The sequence below is a fragment of the Sporolactobacillus mangiferae genome, assembly GCF_023336505.1.
Taxonomy (GTDB): domain Bacteria; phylum Bacillota; class Bacilli; order Bacillales; family Sporolactobacillaceae; genus Sporolactobacillus; species Sporolactobacillus mangiferae.
This window is the reverse complement of sequence record NZ_JAMAST010000006.1, coordinates 76,759-96,293: the sequence shown is the minus strand read 5'-3', so window position 1 is coordinate 96,293 and position 19,535 is coordinate 76,759. Positions and strand designations below refer to the sequence as shown.

At 42.5% G+C, this 19,535-nt stretch carries 16 protein-coding genes; 12 read left to right on the top strand and 4 right to left on the bottom strand.

Annotation, left to right across the window (positions count from 1 at the left end; all coding sequences use genetic code 11):
- The first annotated feature begins 39 nt into the window (after nucleotides 1-39).
- From M3N64_RS07580 to gnd, 3 genes are all read left to right on the top strand, one after another.
- Entirely contained in the window at nucleotides 40-1,938 is a 1,899-nt protein-coding gene (locus M3N64_RS07580) for a PTS fructose transporter subunit IIABC (protein WP_249100517.1), read from the top strand.
- Nucleotides 1,939-2,143: 205 nt separating this feature from the next.
- Nucleotides 2,144-4,357, top strand: coding sequence for a glycosyltransferase-like membrane protein (locus tag M3N64_RS07575; RefSeq protein WP_497007935.1), 2,214 nt, complete (start codon nucleotides 2,144-2,146; stop codon nucleotides 4,355-4,357).
- A gap of 164 nt (nucleotides 4,358-4,521) precedes the next feature.
- A complete protein-coding gene (gene gnd, locus M3N64_RS07570) occupies nucleotides 4,522-5,421 on the top strand; it encodes a phosphogluconate dehydrogenase (NAD(+)-dependent, decarboxylating) (protein WP_249100511.1) in 900 nt (299 codons plus the stop codon).
- Nucleotides 5,422-5,573: 152 nt separating this feature from the next.
- Here gnd and M3N64_RS07565 read toward each other — a convergent pair whose 3' ends face one another.
- Nucleotides 5,574-7,304, bottom strand: coding sequence for a pyruvate oxidase (locus M3N64_RS07565; RefSeq protein WP_249100506.1), 1,731 nt, complete (start codon nucleotides 7,302-7,304; stop codon nucleotides 5,574-5,576).
- 229 nt (nucleotides 7,305-7,533) lie between these two features.
- Between M3N64_RS07565 and M3N64_RS07560 the strand changes: the two genes are divergently transcribed.
- A complete protein-coding gene (locus M3N64_RS07560; RefSeq protein WP_249100504.1) occupies nucleotides 7,534-8,124 on the top strand; it encodes a hypothetical protein in 591 nt (196 codons plus the stop codon).
- Nucleotides 8,125-8,161: 37 nt separating this feature from the next.
- Here the strand turns inward: M3N64_RS07560 and M3N64_RS07555 are convergent, their stop codons facing one another.
- The 3 genes from M3N64_RS07555 to lexA form a co-directional block, all read right to left on the bottom strand.
- Complete coding sequence (locus M3N64_RS07555; RefSeq protein WP_249100501.1) at nucleotides 8,162-9,841, bottom strand: ABC1 kinase family protein; 1,680 nt, start codon at nucleotides 9,839-9,841, stop codon at nucleotides 8,162-8,164.
- Nucleotides 9,842-9,862: 21 nt separating this feature from the next.
- The gene (locus M3N64_RS07550) at nucleotides 9,863-10,180 is read right to left on the bottom strand and encodes a phasin family protein (protein ID WP_249100497.1); all 318 of its coding nucleotides are present in this window, start codon (nucleotides 10,178-10,180) and stop codon (nucleotides 9,863-9,865) included.
- Between the two features lie 141 nt (nucleotides 10,181-10,321).
- Nucleotides 10,322-10,933 carry a transcriptional repressor LexA gene (gene lexA / locus M3N64_RS07545; protein ID WP_249100496.1) on the bottom strand — a complete coding sequence of 204 codons (612 nt, stop codon included), beginning with the start codon at nucleotides 10,931-10,933 and terminating at the stop codon, nucleotides 10,322-10,324.
- A gap of 163 nt (nucleotides 10,934-11,096) precedes the next feature.
- Between lexA and yneA the strand changes: the two genes are divergently transcribed.
- The 8 genes from yneA (at nucleotide 11,097) to acnA (ending at nucleotide 19,280) form a co-directional block, all read left to right on the top strand.
- The gene (gene yneA / locus M3N64_RS07540) at nucleotides 11,097-11,393 is read left to right on the top strand and encodes a cell division suppressor protein YneA (RefSeq protein ID WP_249100493.1); all 297 of its coding nucleotides are present in this window, start codon (nucleotides 11,097-11,099) and stop codon (nucleotides 11,391-11,393) included.
- A 116-nt stretch (nucleotides 11,394-11,509) separates the two neighbouring features.
- Nucleotides 11,510-11,872 carry a hypothetical protein gene (locus M3N64_RS07535; RefSeq protein ID WP_249100490.1) on the top strand — a complete coding sequence of 121 codons (363 nt, stop codon included), beginning with the start codon at nucleotides 11,510-11,512 and terminating at the stop codon, nucleotides 11,870-11,872.
- A 92-nt stretch (nucleotides 11,873-11,964) separates the two neighbouring features.
- Nucleotides 11,965-12,180: a YneF family protein gene (locus M3N64_RS07530; protein WP_249100487.1), complete on the top strand. Its 216-nt coding sequence runs from the start codon at nucleotides 11,965-11,967 to the stop codon at nucleotides 12,178-12,180.
- Nucleotides 12,181-12,278: 98 nt separating this feature from the next.
- Nucleotides 12,279-13,196 (top strand): Gfo/Idh/MocA family protein, encoded by a 918-nt coding sequence (locus M3N64_RS07525; RefSeq protein WP_249100484.1) that lies wholly within the window; start codon nucleotides 12,279-12,281, stop codon nucleotides 13,194-13,196.
- Between the two features lie 265 nt (nucleotides 13,197-13,461).
- A complete protein-coding gene (nagA, locus tag M3N64_RS07520; RefSeq protein ID WP_249100482.1) occupies nucleotides 13,462-14,628 on the top strand; it encodes an N-acetylglucosamine-6-phosphate deacetylase in 1,167 nt (388 codons plus the stop codon).
- Nucleotides 14,629-14,634: 6 nt separating this feature from the next.
- On the top strand, nucleotides 14,635-15,375 hold the full coding sequence (nagB, locus tag M3N64_RS07515) for a glucosamine-6-phosphate deaminase (protein ID WP_249100479.1): 741 nt from the start codon (nucleotides 14,635-14,637) through the stop codon (nucleotides 15,373-15,375).
- A 4-nt stretch (nucleotides 15,376-15,379) separates the two neighbouring features.
- A complete protein-coding gene (locus tag M3N64_RS07510) occupies nucleotides 15,380-16,108 on the top strand; it encodes a GntR family transcriptional regulator (RefSeq protein ID WP_249100476.1) in 729 nt (242 codons plus the stop codon).
- A 439-nt stretch (nucleotides 16,109-16,547) separates the two neighbouring features.
- Nucleotides 16,548-19,280 carry an aconitate hydratase AcnA gene (acnA, locus tag M3N64_RS07505; RefSeq protein WP_249100473.1) on the top strand — a complete coding sequence of 911 codons (2,733 nt, stop codon included), beginning with the start codon at nucleotides 16,548-16,550 and terminating at the stop codon, nucleotides 19,278-19,280.
- Nucleotides 19,281-19,535 lie beyond the last annotated feature (255 nt).

Genomic DNA, 19,535 nt, shown 5'->3' with positions numbered 1-19,535 from the left:
TTCTCTATACGTGTAACAACTTGGAAAAGGAGTGTACCTATGAGAATTACAGACCTAATGATTGAAAAGACAATGGTACTGGACATGAAGGCGACGGATAAGGAAGAAGCAATTGATGAGCTGATTGACAGTTTGCATCGTAATGGCAGAATCAATGATCCAGTACTATTTAAAGAAATGATTTTGAAACGTGAAGCACAGTCCAGTACGGGTATTGGAGACGGTATTGCTATGCCGCATGCCAAAACAAGAGCCGTTAACGAGGCAACTGTAGTGTTTGGACGAAGCCAAAAGGGGATTGACTACAAGGCCTTGGATGGGCAACCTTCTTATTTGTTTTTCATGATTGCTGCTCCTGAAGGCGCTGCTGATGTACATCTCCAAACGCTTGCAGCGCTCTCCCGCTTATTAATTGATCATGAATTTGTTGAACAGGTAAAACATGCTACTACTTCCGCTCAGGTAGCCAGACTGTTTGATGAAAAACAGGCTGAACATGATGCGGCAGAGGCAAGGGAAAATACTGTGCAGACCAATGAAATAAAGTCGGACGACGAGCGATTTGTTGTTGCAGTAACAGCCTGTCCAACGGGTATTGCTCACACCTATATGGCGGAAGATGCGTTAAAAAAGAAAGCAAAAGAAATGGGCATCGCCATTCGTGTTGAAACCAACGGGTCTGAGGGTGCAAAGCACGTTCTGACAAAAGAAGAAATTGATCGTGCAGCTGGTGTGATCATCGCCGCCGATAAGAAAGTAGAAATGGCCCGGTTTAATGGGAAGAAAGTACTGCAAACACCGGTAAGTGATGGAATTCGGAAGCCAGAGGAATTGATTACTAAGGCGCTTAAAGGCGAGGCACCAACGTATCACGCGGAAGGCGGTGAAGCATCAAGCGGCAGTGCGTCTGAAGACAAGGTGTCTGTATGGGGAAAAATCTACAAAGATCTGATGAACGGTATCTCCCATATGCTTCCGTTCGTTGTGGGCGGTGGTATTCTGCTGGCGATTTCATTTCTTCTGGAGCGTACGATTGGCGAAAGCAACACGATCTTTAAAATGCTTGGTGCGATTGCCGGTGGAGAAACGGGTGCCTTTCATTTTTTGATTGCTATTCTTGCAGGCTTTATTGCAATGAGCATTGGCGATCGTCCTGCCTTGATGCCAGGTGTGGTTGGCGGATTTATGGCATCATCATCGTCTGCGGGCTTTCTTGGTGGTCTTGCTGCCGGATTTCTCGCAGGCTGGGTCATTGTTTTATTAAAGAAAATTTTTCACGGTATGCCTCGTGCGCTGGACGGTCTTAAACCGATTCTTCTTTATCCGGTATTTGGTCTCCTGATCACTGGCAGTTTAATGTATTATGTGTTCGATCCGATTTTTAAAAATATCAATACAGGCTTAATTGATGCATTGAATCATCTGGGTACAGGTAACGCGGTTTTACTTGGCATTGTTCTTGGCGCAATGATGGCAGTCGACATGGGTGGACCGGTTAATAAAGCAGCCTACACATTTGCTATTGGCGTATTTACAAGCAGCGGGAACACAAACGGCTTGCTTATGGCAGCGGTAATGGCTGGTGGTATGGTTCCACCTTTAGCCATCGCGCTTGCAACCTCATTGTTTAGAAACAAATTTACCGATGAGGAGCGAAAAGCGGGGATTACCAATTACGTCCTGGGTCTTTCTTTTATTACCGAAGGAGCCATTCCATTTGCTGCATCCGATCCGCTTCGCGTGATTCTCTCAAGCGTCATCGGTGCAGCGATCGCCGGTGGTTTGACGCAATTATGGGGCATTAATATTCCAGCTCCACACGGAGGGATATTCGTTGTTTTGCTTGGAAATCATGCAATTCTGTTTCTCATTTCTACAGTTATCGGTGCGGTGATTTCCGGATTGATCTTAGGAATGTGGAAAAAAACAGTTGACTAAAAAAGCGTATTTATTTGCATTTAAACAACACGATGAGAAGTGGCAAAAATCAATGATAAAGTTTAAAAGGTCTTCTCTAAAAAAGGCCGAAAAAGCAGTCGATGATTATGAGTCGACTGCTTTTAACTTATAAATAAAAGTAATAATAATCGAAACGTTAACCAATAATATTTAAGACCATTAGGGAAATGACTACCTGGGTGTGATGATCTTGTCAGGCATAAGGAATAGCTTAATCAGGACGTTTAGTGACTCATTTGCATTGTTTTCCGGATTTTTCCTGCTTCTAAGTATTTGTGCTCCGTTTCTTTTGGGAATGAATCACTCTTTTGGCAAACTGGCATATTCGTCTGCAGATTTATTTTTTATGCTGCTTTTTTTTGTAATCGTTACACTTTTTTTCTTTGTTGCACTTCATCATGCGATGGCACATATTTCAGAATGTAGAGTTAAAAAACTGAGCTGGGTTCTTTTTGGTGTAATTATATTAGTCGAACTTTTCCTGCTGTGTGCTTTTACAGGAATCGAGCCACCTGAAATTGACGGAGGACATCTGTATTTAAAAGCAAAAGAACTGATAAATCCCGGTCAGGCAGGCAATGATCATTTGTATTTTCAAATTTATCCCAATAATATTCCGATCATGCTGATTCGCTATCTGTTTTATTTATGTACGCCTTTTCAATCAAGTCACGCATTATTTATTTTTGATCATGTGCTTTGCATGGTCGCATTGAATCTCGGCATCTTCTTTTCCTGGAAAATTGTTAAGCAGCTTTTGGGCGGCAGGATGGGGCTGGTTTTTCTCTTTCTCATTCTGACATGTGCGCCTGTTTTTTTCTATACACTGTATTTTTATTCAGATACACTGATGATCATGATGCCACCATTGCTTATTTTTGTGGTTATGTGCTATGAGCGCAGCGGGCGTGTATTTGATGCGGCGATGCTTTGCTTTATCTTTGCAGCAGGCTGCGTCATTCGGCAAAATCTTATTTTGTTTCTTCCGGCACTTATGATATATCTATGTTTTCGTTCACAGTTTAAACGTGCACTTGTACTGATGGCAGGCATTTTAACTGTATTATTTTTTTTGCAGATGGCTGTTGCCGATTTTGCTGGGCACATAAATATACAGGCGAATTCAAAAACTAAAATGCCTGTGACGCATTGGACCATGCTTGGCCTTTCAGAACAGGGGCGGTACAATCTCCGGGATTTTCGACTCACCTATCAGCAGCCGACTCAGGCCGCCAAAAAAGCGGTCAATGTACGTGAAATAAAACGAAGACTTGCATCAAAATCAATTGGGGAACTGACCTATTTATGGGCAGTGAAGGCTTTTCGCGTCTACGCAGATGGTTCGCTGGGTTATTACTGGTATTTAGGAAATACTACTGACCATTCTCTGCTTTACGATTATTTCATCGGTAATCAGCGCCAGTTGCTTCTCTTTATGATCCAGATTGGGCATTGCGTCCATTTACTGCTCCTTTTTTATGCAGCTCTTTTGGTACGTGCAAGCAGAAAAGTGGATCCGTCTTTGTTCCTCCTGATTATGTTGTTCGGAAATTTTCTTTTCTATATTTTTCTTTGGGAAGCTGAACCGAGATATGCATTGTTATTCTTCTTTCCTCTGCTGATCGCAGACTGTTATGGATTAAAAGCACTGGCTTCTTTTCTGAGCCGTCATAATCAATTACGAATTTTAAAGATGTCGATCAGCACGCAGCAAATGGCTCATTTTCTTTTCCTTTTGCTGCTATGCATTAGCGCAGCACACATAAATCAGTTAACAAGAGAAAGCGATGTTCAGTATCGTTATGCAGTGAACCAAAATCAAAGTAAAGGGTCTGAATATGCGCGTGTATCTGATGCAAGCAGTGTGCAGCAAACCTTTTACGCCAATCGAAGTTTTGATCATATTTCTCTGGGGAAAGCAGGTGCGCGCGGGACCGCTGTTTATCGATTGATGATCAGATCTCAGTCTGGCCCCGGACAGAGCGCTGTAAAAACGTTTACAGCTCAGGAATTAGAAAAAGGTGAACTGTCCGAGATCAAGCTTAACCATCCTCTTGCTGCGGCGACTAATTATACGATGATTCTTTCAAAACTAACCGGAAACGATTCAGATTATCTGGATTTGCCGATTCATGGAAAAGGACTATTTGAGCAGAGAGATCTCTACCCAGAGGGTTCGCTCTTTCAGAATGGACGGCAAAAGTCAGGGCAGGATCTCCAATTTCGCGTGTACCATAAAGAGATCCGAGCTTATCTCACAGTGCCTGTATTTGTTCTTCTCATAAGCGTTCCTTTAGTCATGATCATTTTTTTTGCAGATGTCTACCGTGAAAGCGAAACGGCTGAAGACGTTTCAGGAGGACCAGCCATTTTTCGCTATGATCGTCAGAAAAATTGATCATTGTTTGAAGTAATTATCGGACAGATAATCATGGCTTGCTCGTTAGTCTGCTATTAGTTGAGTTGAGCCATAACACATTATATTTTCTATTTGGATAAAAAGGCTAAATACGTTAAACTAAAAAAGATGAATATCAATAATACATAAATTAGGTGAGTGACATGGAAATCGGATTAATCGGTTTAGGTAAAATGGGTTATAATCTTGCCTTGAATATGTCGGAACACGGGTTTTCGGTCAAGGCATTTGATCTCTCTTCGGAAGCAGTAGCCAAAGCGGATACTTTCGATGGTATTGAAGGAATCTCGTCGCTTGAAGCACTTGTCGGTGCACTGAAAAAGCCGCGCGTTTTTTGGATGATGGTCCCTGCGGGCAACCCGACAGAACAGACATTGACAAAATTGCTTTCGTTGCTCAGTGAAGGAGATATAATACTCGACGGTGGAAATTCGAGGTATACAGATTCGCTGCGCCGCTATCAATTATGCAAGGAGAAAGGAATATCTTTCATGGATGTCGGTACATCCGGCGGAATGAGTGGTGCAAGAAACGGTGCATGTGTCATGGTCGGTGGGGATGAAGTATCATTTCGCTATCTTGAACCGCTCTTTAAAGCCATTTCTGTCAACGACGGTTATCTTTACACAGGCAGGGCAGGCAGCGGGCATTTTTTGAAAATGGTGCATAACGGAATTGAATACGGAATGATGCAGTCGCTTGCTGAAGGTTTTGAGGTTTTGCAGAAGAGTGAATTCGATTATGATAATCAGGCAGTTGCGAAGGTATGGAATCATGGGTCAGTCATTAGAAGCTGGCTGGTTGAACTGCTTGAAGATGCTTTTTCAAAAGATGGCAACTTGGAAAAACTGAGTGGTATCATGGCTTCGTCAGGCGAAGGCAAATGGACGCTGGAGACAGCACTTGACATGCAGGTGCCCACACCGGTGATTGCTTTATCGCTGCTGATGCGCTACCGTTCACTTGAAAGTGACACGTTTTCCGGGAAAGTAGTTGCTGCGTTACGCAATGAGTTTGGCGGTCATGCGGTTGTGAAAAAATAAGCATAAAGATACTATAATATAAAAAAAGCGTCCCGCTAATTTGACGGAACGCTTTTTTATAATACGGCCAGACTTTTCAGTTATGGTATATTGAGTGACACTGAAAAGAGGCGGAGAGTATCTTTATTGCTGCATTTACTGCTTTGAAAGAATTACAGGAATCGACGCATAACCGTCTTCATCGGTGGCATTTTTTCCATTTTATGATTTTCAGCAATGGATTTCGCCGTGAATTTTGCATAGCCTTTCGCTTCATCCATCACAATTTTTCCAGGAAGCGGTGCCGCATCGACATCAACGACAACATCGAGAATAACGGGTACATCAGAAGCTTTCGCTTCTTCAAGAGCCGGCTCCAGGTCGTCAAACGTCTCAACTCGAATCCCCTTACCACCGCATGCTTCAGCAAATTTTGCATAATCAATATCACCGAAATCGACTGCATATTTTAATTGTCCGGCTGATTGCTGTTCGTACTTGATAAATGCTAATTGACGATTGTTCAGAACAATAACGATCATGGGCATTTTGTAATGTACAGCTGTCGAGAAATCCTGCATCACCATTGCAAATGCCCCGTCACCCGTAATGGCGATCGCCTGGCGATCCGGGAATGCCTGCTTGGCAGCAATTGCTCCTGGAAGACCGCAACCCATCGTGCCAAGCCAAGCAGATACGATAAAGTCCTGTTTCTCAGACACTTTAAGATACCGTGTGGACCAGACGGTTGATGTACCGACATCGACTGAATAAATGGTATCCTCTTCAGAAATGGATTCAATTGCAGACATCAGTGCTTCTGGCGCGATTGGTGTCTGCTTTTTGACTTCGTCTTCAGTCATCCATTTCCACCATGTAGCCATCCGATTCTGGCAGGTTTTCAGGAATGGACGTTCTTGAACAGGTGTTGTGTGTTCCGTCAGATAAGACAGAGCTTCTGCCGCGTCGCCGACAATCCCGACAGTGACTGAATAGCGTTTACCGATTTTCACTGGGTCAATGTCGATCTGTACGCATTTCGCACCTTCGGGAAGGTAAGCTGCATACGGATAATCCGTACCAACCATGATCAGTAAATCTGCACTTTTCATTGCTTCATATGCTGGCTTGGTGCCGATCTTACCAATATTTCCGATAAAGTTAGGGTGTGTGTCAGAAATGGCACCTTTTCCTGGCAATGTGATTGCAACCGGAGCGGAAATACGTTCCGCGAATGCCTTCAGTTCTTTCTTTGCACTTTTTGCGCCGACACCAGCCAGAATGACGGGATTTGCTGCTTCATTAATCAACGCTACAGCGTCATTAAGATCGTCCTGCACGAGTCCTGGATTTTTCTTCTCAAACAGTGTTGAGAGCTGAGGGCTACTGTCAGAAATTTCACCAAGCGCAATATCATCGGGAATGGATAATACGGCTACACCGCGTTTCTGGTAAGCGGTACGGATAGCCTGGTTAACAACTGCCGGAAAGCTTTCTGCACTGGTAATTTTCTTATTGTACACAGCAACATCTTTGAACAATTCAACGGTATCCACTTCCTGGAAGTAGTCTGTTCCGGTCAGGCGTGCCGGGATATGACCCACTAAAACAAGCTGTGGTACATGATCCATCTTCGCATCATACATACCATTTAACAGATGAATCGCACCAGGACCGCCGATTGCGAGACATACACCAATTTTTCCTGTCAGTTTTGTGTAGGCAGCGGCAGCAAGCGACGCGACTTCTTCATGGCGTACCGTGTAGAATTTGATTTGGCTTTCTTCCTTGCGTAACGCTTCAACCATTGTATTGATCGAATCGCCCGGGATGCCATAAATATGGTCAATTCCCCAGTTTTCAAACAGTTTGACAACGGCTTCACTTGCTTTAATTTTTCCCATAATGGGTTCCTCCTTCAGAAATAACAATTTCTCCCTGAATCATGAAGTGGATTCAGATTCAAGTGTTTTCTATATATAAATTTGACAATAAATTGAACCTTATGGGTCCATTTTATGACTTTCAAAAGAAAATGCAAATAGATATGCACTATTTTTTCATTGAAGAAACGGATGAAATCTATTGTCGCACTATAATATAGTAGTTAAAAGAGGTATGGAGGATGAAAAAATGAGTTTTGTGTCGATCATTGTTACTGAGCGATGGATTTCCGCAGTGAGTGATGACAAGCTTTATACTGTTTCTAAACAGGACGGAATTTCTAAACGATTAGGCAGCAAACCAAGCTTTGTTCGTCTATCCGAACGGCAGTTTCTGGCGTGCACTGGAGATGCCAATACGCTTCAAATCATTAAAAATGAATTGCCCTTCAAAAAACAATCCTATGTAATTGATGAAGCAAGGCTTGATTGGATGGAGCGGCAGATTAAAAAGGTACCCAGCAGTCAGCAGGATGTGCTGCTTGCTGTGGCCGATACAACTGTCGGGAGTACATGCAGAATGATCGATAATCAGCCTAATTCGGAGTGGGTGAATACTCTCCCTGTACGGGGCAGGGCGGGAACGCTTTTCCTGGCAGGTAAGAACATTGATGAGCATCATATAAAATGGATTGCAGAACAATGCAGCCAAATGATCCATGGTTATCCGGATGACAGAGAACACGTGATCATGGCACAAGTCAGACTCAATCGTATGGCACAAAAAATAGATCCATCGATTGGCTCGCGTGTGTTCCATATGTGGATCAAAGCCGATTAAAAGAACAATATTAATGGGGGGTCCGCAGTGAAGGGGATCAGAATCGCCCGGAACGGAAAATGGACAATAGCACGAGCATAAACATAAACAGTACAATGGTGATCGCGATGCTGAGGACCGGCACGTTACTGAGCAATGATCTTGAACCAAATGTTTCACCCAGGATAATGCATGCTAAAATGATACTCAGTGAAAGCAACATGATGCTGAATGAGATACGATTTGCTGCCCGGTCTACTTTGGCAAGCAGAAATTCTAATTGCGGGAGTTTCATTTCGACACGCGTTTTTCCGCTGTTAAGATGCATCAGCGTTTTGCGGAGTAAGCCAGGCAGGCGTATGCTGTTTTCAAAAATGTCATATCCATTCATCAATATCTTTTTTGAAAGTTCCTCGGGATCGAGTCTTCGAATTAACAGTCGATGTCCATAGGGTTCGGCGAACTCGAGAATATTGCATTCATGATCCAATCCTGTAATCAATCCCTCCAATGTAATCAGCGCTTTGCCGAGCAGTGTATAATTTTTGGGGATATGGATGCGGTGTTTTTTTGTAACCGAGAAGATATCATGAATGACTGCGCCGATATGAACCTTCTTAAAAGGAAGGCGATAGTAATTTTCTCGGAGCATATCTAAATCAGTTTTAAATTGCCGCTCATTCAGATCGTCCGGCATTACGGCCATTGATGAAATTGTGCGCAACAGGAGATTGGTATTGCCTCTCATAAGTCCAATAATCAAGTCACCGAAATCGCGTTTCATGGGCTCGCTTAAATGGCCGACCTGTCCAAAATCAATGTAACCAATTCTGTTGCCGGAGAAAAAAAGAAGATTCCCCGGGTGTGGATCTCCATGAAAAATACCGCAGATGAGCGCCTGATCAAGAAATGAATGGACAAGACGCTCGCATATGGTTTTTTTATCAATGTCCGCGGGGCAGTTCTGGATTAAATCGTTATATTTATAGCCGTTAATAAAATCTAAGGTTAATATTTTAGCGGTTGAATAATCCTGATAGACCTTAGGAATGATCACACGCTCATCTGTTTTAAAGAATGCAAATAATTTTTCGGTTGTTCTGGCTTCTATTGTGTATTCAAGCTCGCTTCGTATGGCCAGTGAGAATTCTTCAACAAGATCAAGAATCTGATAAGTGCGTGCCCATTCATATCTTTTGTCGACGAGTGAGGCGAGATCCCAGAGAATTTCAATATCATTTTCAACAATGGCATCAATGTTGGGCCTTTGAATTTTCACGGCCACTTCTTCTCCGGTTTTCAGAACTGCATGATGTGCTTGAGCGATTGAAGCGGCCGCAATGCATTGTTCATCAAACTGGGCAAAAATTTCTGAAACGGGTGCCCCCAGCTCGCGGCACACGATCTGATCAATGGTCTGGATGTCAACGGGAGTCACTCGTTCTTGCAGGTCACGCATCGCTTCGGCAATTTGTTCAGGTAAAATATCCGTTCTGAGACTCAGGAGCTGGCCAAGTTTAATAAAAGTCGGACCCAGTTCTTCAAGCATGAGACGGATCCGCTTTCCAAGGGTTTTTTGATCGTTGCCTGTGCCATTAAAATCAGAAACAATCTGTTTAGGCAGAGACAGCAAATGAAAAAGACCGACTTCTTTTACAATATAGCCAAATCCATATTTAACGAGAACAGAAACAATTTCCTGATATCTTTTTAAATGGCGTATGCGTTTTCCAATCATAGAAATTGTCACCTTTAGCCGTTAATTTTTATGCGGATCATGGGACACCTGTTTCAGCTCAGCGATTTCTGTTTCCAATTGGCTCAGTTTATCCTTAAGCGCTGCATATTCGTCACGAGTGACAAATCCAAAATCTTTCAAAGCCTCAATGGCCTCCTGGCGCAGTTTGTTTGTGTTTTCTTTTCCTTTGTCACTGAGCAGACCAAGATATTCTTGCACTTCTTCAGAAGCTGCACTGCCGCTTTTTGATAAGTCATTCAGTACCTTCTCAGCTTTTTCTTTACCCACAATTGTTACACCAATTCCGATAAGCAGGCTTTTCCTGAGAAAATCATTCATTGTCGTTCCTCCTTGTTTTTTCTTTATTTTAACCGACTACGTTCACCATGTATACCTGCACCTTCCGTCATAACTGATACAAAAAAAGAAGGAATAAATATTCCTTCAAAAATGATACGCATTGATTTGTCGTTCAATTCTTCATTTAATAGTGCGAAAAACACCAATTACTTTGCCCAGGATGACGCAATGATCAAGTAAAATTGGATCCATTGAAGGATTTTCCGGTTGAAGTCTCACATGGTCTTTTTCCATGAAAAAACGTTTCACAGTTGCTTCATCTTCATCAGTCATTGCTACAATAATGTCTCCGTTTTCCGCAGTCTGCTGCTGGCGTACAATAACCTTGTCCCCATCAAGAATACCTGCGTTAATCATGCTTTCTCCGGAAACGTTAAGAATAAACACCTCATCATCCTCTACCATAGAGCCGGGAACGGGAAAATATTCTTCGATATTCTCAACGGCACTGATGGGAAGCCCGGCGGTAACTTTACCAATTACCGGAACATGAACTGTTTTTTCAGTATAAATGTCACTGTCATGATCGAGCACTTCGATTGCCCGAGGTTTCGTTGGATCCCGGCGAATAAGCCCTTTTTTTTCAAGGCGTTCAAGATGTCCATGAACAGTTGAACTGGACGCAAGCCCGACGGCATCACATATTTCACGCACTGACGGCGGATATCCTTTCAGGGCGACTTCATGCTTAATAAAATCAAGTATAGATTGCTGCCGATTCGAGAGTTTCATGATGTTGCTCCTTTTCCTTATCTTGTCAATATTATAGCATTCAGGGAAAATGCATGCAAACGTTTGTTCTAAAAAAAGCTTGACTCAAATGTGTGTTCGCATTAAAATTGAGAAAACGAACAAACGTTCTGAGAACAAATATTCCTGTTGGGAGGCAATAAACATGCAGACACATACAAATAAAAAAGCGAGAGGCATTTCCTATATTGTATTACTTTGTATTATGACGATAATTTTCTTCTTTACACTTTCGAATACCGTTTTGGCGGATCAGAATAGTTATGAAAAAATAAAGGTGAAGGCAGGGGATTCGCTGTGGTCAATTGCTGAAGCGCATCAAAAAGAAAGTGCAAACCTTTCAAAACATGCATTTATTGAGTGGGTAAAGAATGAGAATGGTTTAACACGCGATCACATCATTCCAAATCAGCAACTTGTTATTCCGGTAAAAAGAAAATGAAACAGTTTAACGTCTAAGCATCAAGGCGGAGGTGCGAGATGCCTGCGGAGCGTTCCTGTGAATCAGCATACCAGTGAAACCCCGCAGATTTCAGCTTGCTCGAAGAGGGTCGTGGTGTGGCCACGCCAGGTGAGCAGCCGCAGCGACGATGTAGTACAAAAAACATAAATCAGCAAATCACGGTTGAGATTACGGGTCGGGCACACCCGTTTTTTTACAGGGAATTGGACGGTTTAGTGGATTGGCAATTAAGTGAGACTATGCTATACTGTTATATAACAAAGAGAAATCACTTACTATGTATTGGTACAATTAATTTCTCTTTGATGCTTTTTGCTTATGGCGATGAATTTCTTATCATTAATGATTTTACATTAATGACCATTTTTCATCCTCCTTCAGAAAGAAAGCTTTTCTTAATTGATTTAAGAAGCAGCTTTCTCTTTTTTTTACGTGTTCGGATGATCGCCCATTTGTGAATGCATGATGTTTCAGTGGGTGTAAGGTTGACCTGAATTCTTGTGGTAGTGTACACTGTTTATGGATATTGACACAAGGAGGAAGCAGACACATGCTCTGGTTATACATATTAGTTGGCGTGATTTGCCTGGCTGCCGGGGTAATTCTCGGTTTCTTAATCGCGCGTAAATATATGATGAACTATCTTAAAAAGAACCCGCCGATCAATGAAAACATGCTGCGCATTATGATGGCGCAAATGGGCCAGCATCCATCACAAAAGAAGATCAATCAGATGATGAAAGCCATCAACAATCAAATGAAGTAAAAAGAACCCCATTGAATGATCCATTCACTGGGGTTTTATTATAAAATAAATAATGGTAGAAATTCGAAATTCAGAAATATCGGAGAGGGAGAATAGTCTTGATAAAAGTAGGTGTGATCGGTATTGGTTCAATTGCGCTAAAGGCCTATATACCTGTTTATGCGTCAATAGGCGATGTTGATTTCTATTTCTGTACACGGAATCCAAAAACTCTGGAAAAATTGCATGAAAAATATCGATGGGATCACATTTTTACCAACATTGATGAATGGTTAAATCAAGGAATTCAGGCTGCATTTGTACATGCCGCGACTGTAGCACATCCGGAAATTATTGAACGTTTAATTCACGAGGGAGTTTCTGTTTATACAGATAAACCGCTTGCGGATAATTTTGAAAGCGCTGCATATTTAACGAAGCTGGCTGATAATGCTCATGTCTATCTGTTTACCGGTTTTAACAGAAGATTTGCTCCGATGATTGCCCGGGCAGCTGATTTGCCGGATAAGACGATGATTATCTGCCAGAAAAATCGAATCAACGCAGCCGGTGACTTGAGAACGATTGTTTTTGATGATTTCATTCATGTCGTTGATACAGCAAGGTTTTTGCTTAACAGGCCAATTGATAAATATTCAGTTTCAATTTCGAAAAACAAGGAAAATCTATGTACAGGTATTATCCTTAACATGCAAAGCGGTAATGTAGTGGCATCGGCAATAATGAATCGCGTTAGTGGAGCAAATCAGGAACTCATTCAAGTGATGAGTAAACATGGGGAACTATTGATACGTGATTTGACAGAATGTGAATGGATTCAAGGCAAACAACGACAAATCGAATGTTTCGATGATTGGTGCAGTACGTTGCATAAACGAGGGTTTGAACAGATTGTTCAGTCGTTTCTAAATACAGTTCGCTCTGGTCAGCAGGAGCCTATACTAAAGGGAGATGCACTGGAGACACACCGCATTTGTGAACAAGTAGTGACTAGAAATGAACCGTTCGAAAGATAAAAAGAATAATTAAGTCTAGTTGTCTATACAACAAGATGTTTATATGCTACAATTAAAGAAAAGATCCAGTTAAAGTTCTGGTTTTTTTCTCGCAGTTTGTTTCATTCATGAAAAGGTGCTTTTTTAACGTGACTATCTGCCAAACGATGTATGAGTGCTGAATTCAGGACTGAAAGCGAGTATTTTTTTCCTTTTCTAGATGGATCAAAAAGTGGGCTGGAAAAATAATCATTACTTTAGCCGGCTCTAAAAAGGAAGCGATCTCATGACAATTAAAATTGAAGGATGTTCCATCTATAGTCAAAACGAATGGCTGGAAAAAAGCAGCCTTTTCATTGAAAACGATAAAATTGTTGGTATCGGTATAAACAATGACGTATCTGCTGATCAAATCTTCCAATTTCCCGATACGTATAACTGTTTGCCTGGAATGATCGATATGCATATCCATGGTGCTGACGGCGCAGATACGATGGACGCTACGCCAGAGGCATTGCACACCATTGCTTCTGCACTGGCAAGAGAAGGGACGACCTCTTTTTTAGCGACAACGATCACACAATCGGTCCCTGCAATAGAAAGAGCATTGATAAATATCTCTGAAACGATAGGAAATCAAAGCCCTGGTGAATCTGAAATAATTGGTGTTCATTTAGAGGGACCCTTTATAAACAAAGAAAAAGCCGGAGCGCAGCCAGAAAAATATATCATAGATCCTGATCTTGCGCTCTTTGATCACTGGCAGGAGCTTTCAGGCCATTATATAAAAGAAGTAACACTTGCTCCTGAGGTAAGCGGTGGTCTCGACTTTATTCGTCATTTGGCGGAGCAGCATGTCATCGCATCGATCGGACATACTAACGGAATTGATGAAGATGTCATCCGTGCCATCGATGCAGGGGCTACACAGGTTACTCATCTGTATAACGGAATGAGAGGCATGCATCATCGAGAACCTGGTATTCTTGGTGGAGCGTTGCTCCATCATGAACTATATACTGAACTGATCTGTGACGGTCACCACATTTGCCAGGGTATGATAAATCTGGCTTATAAATTAAAAGGAAGCGATCGAATCATTTTGATCACCGATTCGATGCGTGCGAAATGTTTGAAAAATGGTACGTATGATCTTGGTGGACAAGATGTACACGTAAACGATGGCGTCGCACTATTAAAAGACGGCACTATTGCAGGAAGCCTGTTAAAAATGAAAGATTCGTTGCGCAACATGCTCACTTTTACGGATGCTACATTGGCGGATATCGTCCAGATGAGTGCGATTAATCCGGCATTACAGTGCGGTGTATTTGATCGTAAAGGATCACTTGAAGTTGGAAAAGATGCGGATCTCATCGTACTGAACGAAAATAATGAACTCGTGCTTACGATTTGTCGGGGGACTGTTGCTTTTGAAAAGAAAGAGGAGTGATGATACATGCAAATAGTTGCTGTAAAAGACAAACGGGAACTGGGCCGAAAAGCAGCTAAAGTAATTTTAGAAGTAATTCACAAAAAGCCAGATGCCGTGCTGGGTCTTGCAACCGGAGGTACGCCAGAAGAAACGTATAAAGAGCTTGTCAAGGATCATCGCGAAAACGGAACGAGTTACAAAGCTGTTCGCACGGTTAATTTAGATGAATATGTAGGTATTGATCCAAGTGATCCGAACAGTTATCATTCTTATATGGACCATAACTTTTTCAAATATATTGATCTTCCGGAAGATCAGCATTTTCTTCCTGACAGTCTGGCAACGACTGATCATGATTGTGCACGGTATGACGATTTAATCGACAGTCTTGGTGGTGTGGATCTTCAGCTGCTTGGCATTGGCGGTAACGGTCATATCGGTTTTAACGAACCGGGGACTCCTTTGTCCATAGGGACACACGTCGTTCAGTTAACTGATTCAACAAGAAAGGCGAATGCACGTTATTTCAGCAGCTTATCCGAAGTTCCGGAACAAGCGATCACAATGGGAATCGGGACCATATTGAAAAGCAAAAAAGTTCTTTTAATTGTGTCGGGTGAAGAAAAGGCCGAGGCGATGTACAAGCTGGTTCGTTCCTCCGTTCCGGAAAGCGGTTTTCCTGCCTCTGCGCTTATTCAGCATCCGGATGTTACCGTGATCGCTGACAGATCTGCATTGTCTTTAATAAAATTAAATAAGGATTGATGAAATGATTGACCGTAAATCACCGGTGCCAATGTACTATCAAATCGAAAAATATATTGAGCAATTAATTGAAACCAGGAATTTGAGAGCTGGGGATCAAATTCCTTCTGAACGTGAATTTACCGATCAATTCCATGTCTCAAGAATGACGGTGCGTCAAGCAGTGCTGGATCTTGTGAATTCCGGCATTCTTGTGCGCATTAAAGGTAAGGGTACATTTGTAGCCGATCAGCTGAAAATCGAAAAAGCATTGCAGGGTGTTAATGGATTTTCAGAAGATATGATTAGCCGTGGGATGAAGCCAGGCAGCAAAATGCTGAGTTTTGCATGTATTACGCCTAGTGCCAAGGTGGCCCAGAAACTTTCGATTGATTCGCAGGACAAGGTTATTGAGATCAAACGAACCCGTTTGGCAGATGATGAGCCTATGGCCATTGAAATATCCTATCTCCCGCAAAAATTGGTCCCCAACTTAGCTGAAGCTGATCTCACACTTTCGCTTTATCAGTATATAGAGCAGAAGTGCAACTTGGAAATCGATCATGCTGAACAATCCATTGAAGCGGTTATTGTTACCGCCGGTGAGGCGGATATTTTGAAAGTGCCAAAAGGTTCACCGGTATTGTTGATTGAGCGTTGCTCTTATCTCAAAAATAAACAATCGATTGAATACACAAAATCACTGTATCGCGCAGATCGCTATAAATTTATGGTGACACTTCCAAGAGGGTAAGCAGTGACTTTTTTATATGAATAGCGAATTTAGAATTCAGCGAAAGATACATTAAGAGATGCCAGGACTTAGCCTTAATTCAAAAAATTTGGGCCAAGTCTTTCTTTTTTACAGGTTAAGTATAGAGTTTTTCTCTCTATCCATTCGATGAAACAATGGTTAAGCCAAGCACCACCAAAGAAGAGGTGCGCCCGCGGCAAGCGAGCTGCCGCAGCGCCGATGCAACCCAAAGGCATAAATCAATAAATCATGGTCGGAGATAAAGGACCGAGCATTTTTGCCCGGTTTTCTTAAGCAGAATATCTATCATAAGATGGATTATCGATAAGTATTGATTATTAAAATTTATAGAATAAATAAAATTTACTTAATGATAAAGTTCAGCTATCATTAAATAAGGGATGTGTCCATGATTGAGACAGACAGGAAGGTGAAAAAAATGACAGCAACAGCAAACAACGCAAGTGTAAAAAACAATGATTTTTTCCATGCATTAAGGACGTTTATCAGCAATGGAAAAACGATTCGTTACTATCAGTTAAATGCGTTATCGGATTACGGAGATATAGAAAAGCTTCCTTATTCGATTAAAATTTTGCTTGAAGCAGTTTTACGCCAATGTGATGGAAGAGTCATTAAAAGTGAACATGTGGAAAATCTTGCAAGATGGGGAACGGATAAATTGGATAAACGGATTGACGTGCCTTTTAATCCTTCCCGAATTATTCTGCAGGATTTCACGGGTGTTCCGGCTGTCGTCGACTTGGCTTCATTGCGAAAAGCGATGGCTGACCTTGGAGGCGATCCTAATAAGATTAATCCGGAGAAACCAGTCGATCTCGTTGTTGATCATTCGGTTCAGGTTGACCATTTCGGTACCAACGAAGCACTTCGTTATAATATGGAACGAGAATTTGAAAGAAATGAAGAACGGTACAAGTTTCTGAAATGGGCGCAAAAATCATTTGAGAATTTCCGTGCGGTACCACCGGCTACCGGTATTATTCATCAGGTGAATCTGGAGTATCTGGCTTCTGTTGTTCATTCAGTTGACGATGCTGAGGGTACACTGGCGTATCCGGATACGCTTGTTGGTACGGACTCACATACAACGATGATCAATGGATTAGGCGTACTCGGATGGGGTGTCGGAGGTATTGAAGCAGAAGCGGGAATGCTTGGACAGCCTTCTTATTTTCCAGTGCCGGATGTTATTGGTGTTCGAATTGTCGGCAGTCTGCCAAACGGGGCGACTGCTACTGATCTGGCACTGCATGTGACTCAGATGCTCCGTGATGAACATGTTGTTGGCAAATTCGTTGAATTTTTCGGGCCGAGTTTATCTCATATGTCACTGGCTGACCGGGCGACCATAGCCAATATGTCACCAGAGAACGGGGCAACAGCCACTTTTTTCCCGGTAGATCAGATTACATTGGATTATCTGCGCCTGACCGGCCGTTCCGAATTACATGTGAAGCTTGTTGAAGATTATTGCAGAGCGAATGGCTTATTCTATACTCCAAATGCTGTGGATCCGCGCTTTACAAAAGTTCTGGAGCTGGATCTTTCCGTGGTTCAACCATCACTTGCGGGGCCGAAACGTCCTCAGGATCGGATCGCTCTTACTGATATGAGTGAAGAGTTTGAGAAAGCACTGACAAGGCCGTCCGGAAATCATGGATTCGGATTTGACGAAAATGAACTGGGAAAAAGCGCGACCATTATTTATCCTGACGGAGATAAAGAGGCACTTAAAACCGGTGCTGTAGTTATTGCGGCCATAACGAGTTGTACGAATACAAGTAATCCAGGGGTAATGATTGGTGCAGGTCTGATTGCGAAAAAAGCTGTGGAAAAGGGGCTCAATGTACCTAAATATGTGAAAACCAGTCTTGCACCGGGATCGAAGGTGGTCACCGATTACCTTGAAAAAGCCGGGCTTATGCCTTATCTGGAACAGCTTGGATTTCATGTTGTTGGCTATGGCTGCACAACATGCATTGGTAATTCCGGACCGCTCCCGGATCCGGTGGAAAAAGCGATTATTGATCAGGATCTGACGGTGTCCGCCGTTCTTTCCGGGAATCGAAATTTTGAGGGCAGAATTCATCCGCTGATTCGGGCAAATTATCTGGCTTCACCGCCACTCGTTGTTGCGTATGCCTTAGCGGGAACCGTAAATTTTGACATGGCCCATGATTCTTTTGGCAAAGATTCTGAAGGAAGAGATGTTTTCTTTCAGGATATCTGGCCATCATCCGATGAAATTGAGGCCGTGATGAACCGTTCGGTTAGCCCGGAGAATTTCAAAAAAGAGTATGCGCGTGTCTTTACCGAAAACAGACGCTGGAATACCATTCAAACAAGTGAGGGCGAGCTGTACGATTGGAACCAAGCGTCCACTTATATTCAGAATCCACCATTTTTTGAGAACCTCTCAGCGAATTTAAATACAATCACACCGCTTCAGGGGCTTCGGGTAATAGGCAAATTTGGCGATTCTGTAACCACTGATCATATTTCTCCTGCTGGTTCGATTGCACCAAAAAGTCCGGCCGGGAAGTATTTGCTTGATCGAGGCGTAAAAACCTTTGATTTTAACTCCTACGGTTCAAGAAGAGGAAATCATGAGGTGATGATGCGTGGCACGTTTGCTAATGTGCGCATTCGCAATCAAATTGCTCAGGGAATGGAAGGCGGGTATACAACTTACTGGCCAACGCGCGAAATCATGCCCATTTATGATGCAGCGATGAGATATAAGCAAAACGGTACACAACTAGTGGTACTTGCCGGCAAGGATTACGGCATGGGCAGTTCAAGAGACTGGGCGGCTAAAGGAACTAATCTGTTAGGCATTAAAGCAGTCATAGCTGAAAGCTATGAGCGGATTCACAGAAGCAACCTGGTTATGATGGGGGTTTTGCCGCTCCAGTTCGCCAAAGGGCAAAATGCCGATCAGCTTGGCCTGACTGGTGAGGAAGCAATCACGATTAGTATTGATGATCAGGTGAAGCCGGGAGATAAAGTGAATACCACTGCGGTCAAGTCTGACGGTCGGAAAATCGAATTTAATGTTGTCATTCGATTCGACAGTGAAGTTGAGATTGATTATTATCGAAACGGTGGTATTCTTCAAACGGTACTCAGAAGAAAACTAGCGGAATAAGCAGGACAGATATATTTGGATATTTCTGAAGAGCGGAGACAAATTAATGGATGAAGAAGTTGATTGAGTGCCTTCAGACATTCGAATGATGCGAAGGAACGGGTCCGCTGGAGTGGTCATGTTTTGATCTTACTCGCTTCCTGATGTTCAAATAAGAACGCCGAGAAAGTTCAATATAGCTGAATAAACTTTATAGGCTTCTTCAATAAAAAAGCGGCCGTCCTCGTAAAAAGGGCGACCGCTTTTGCTTTTTAG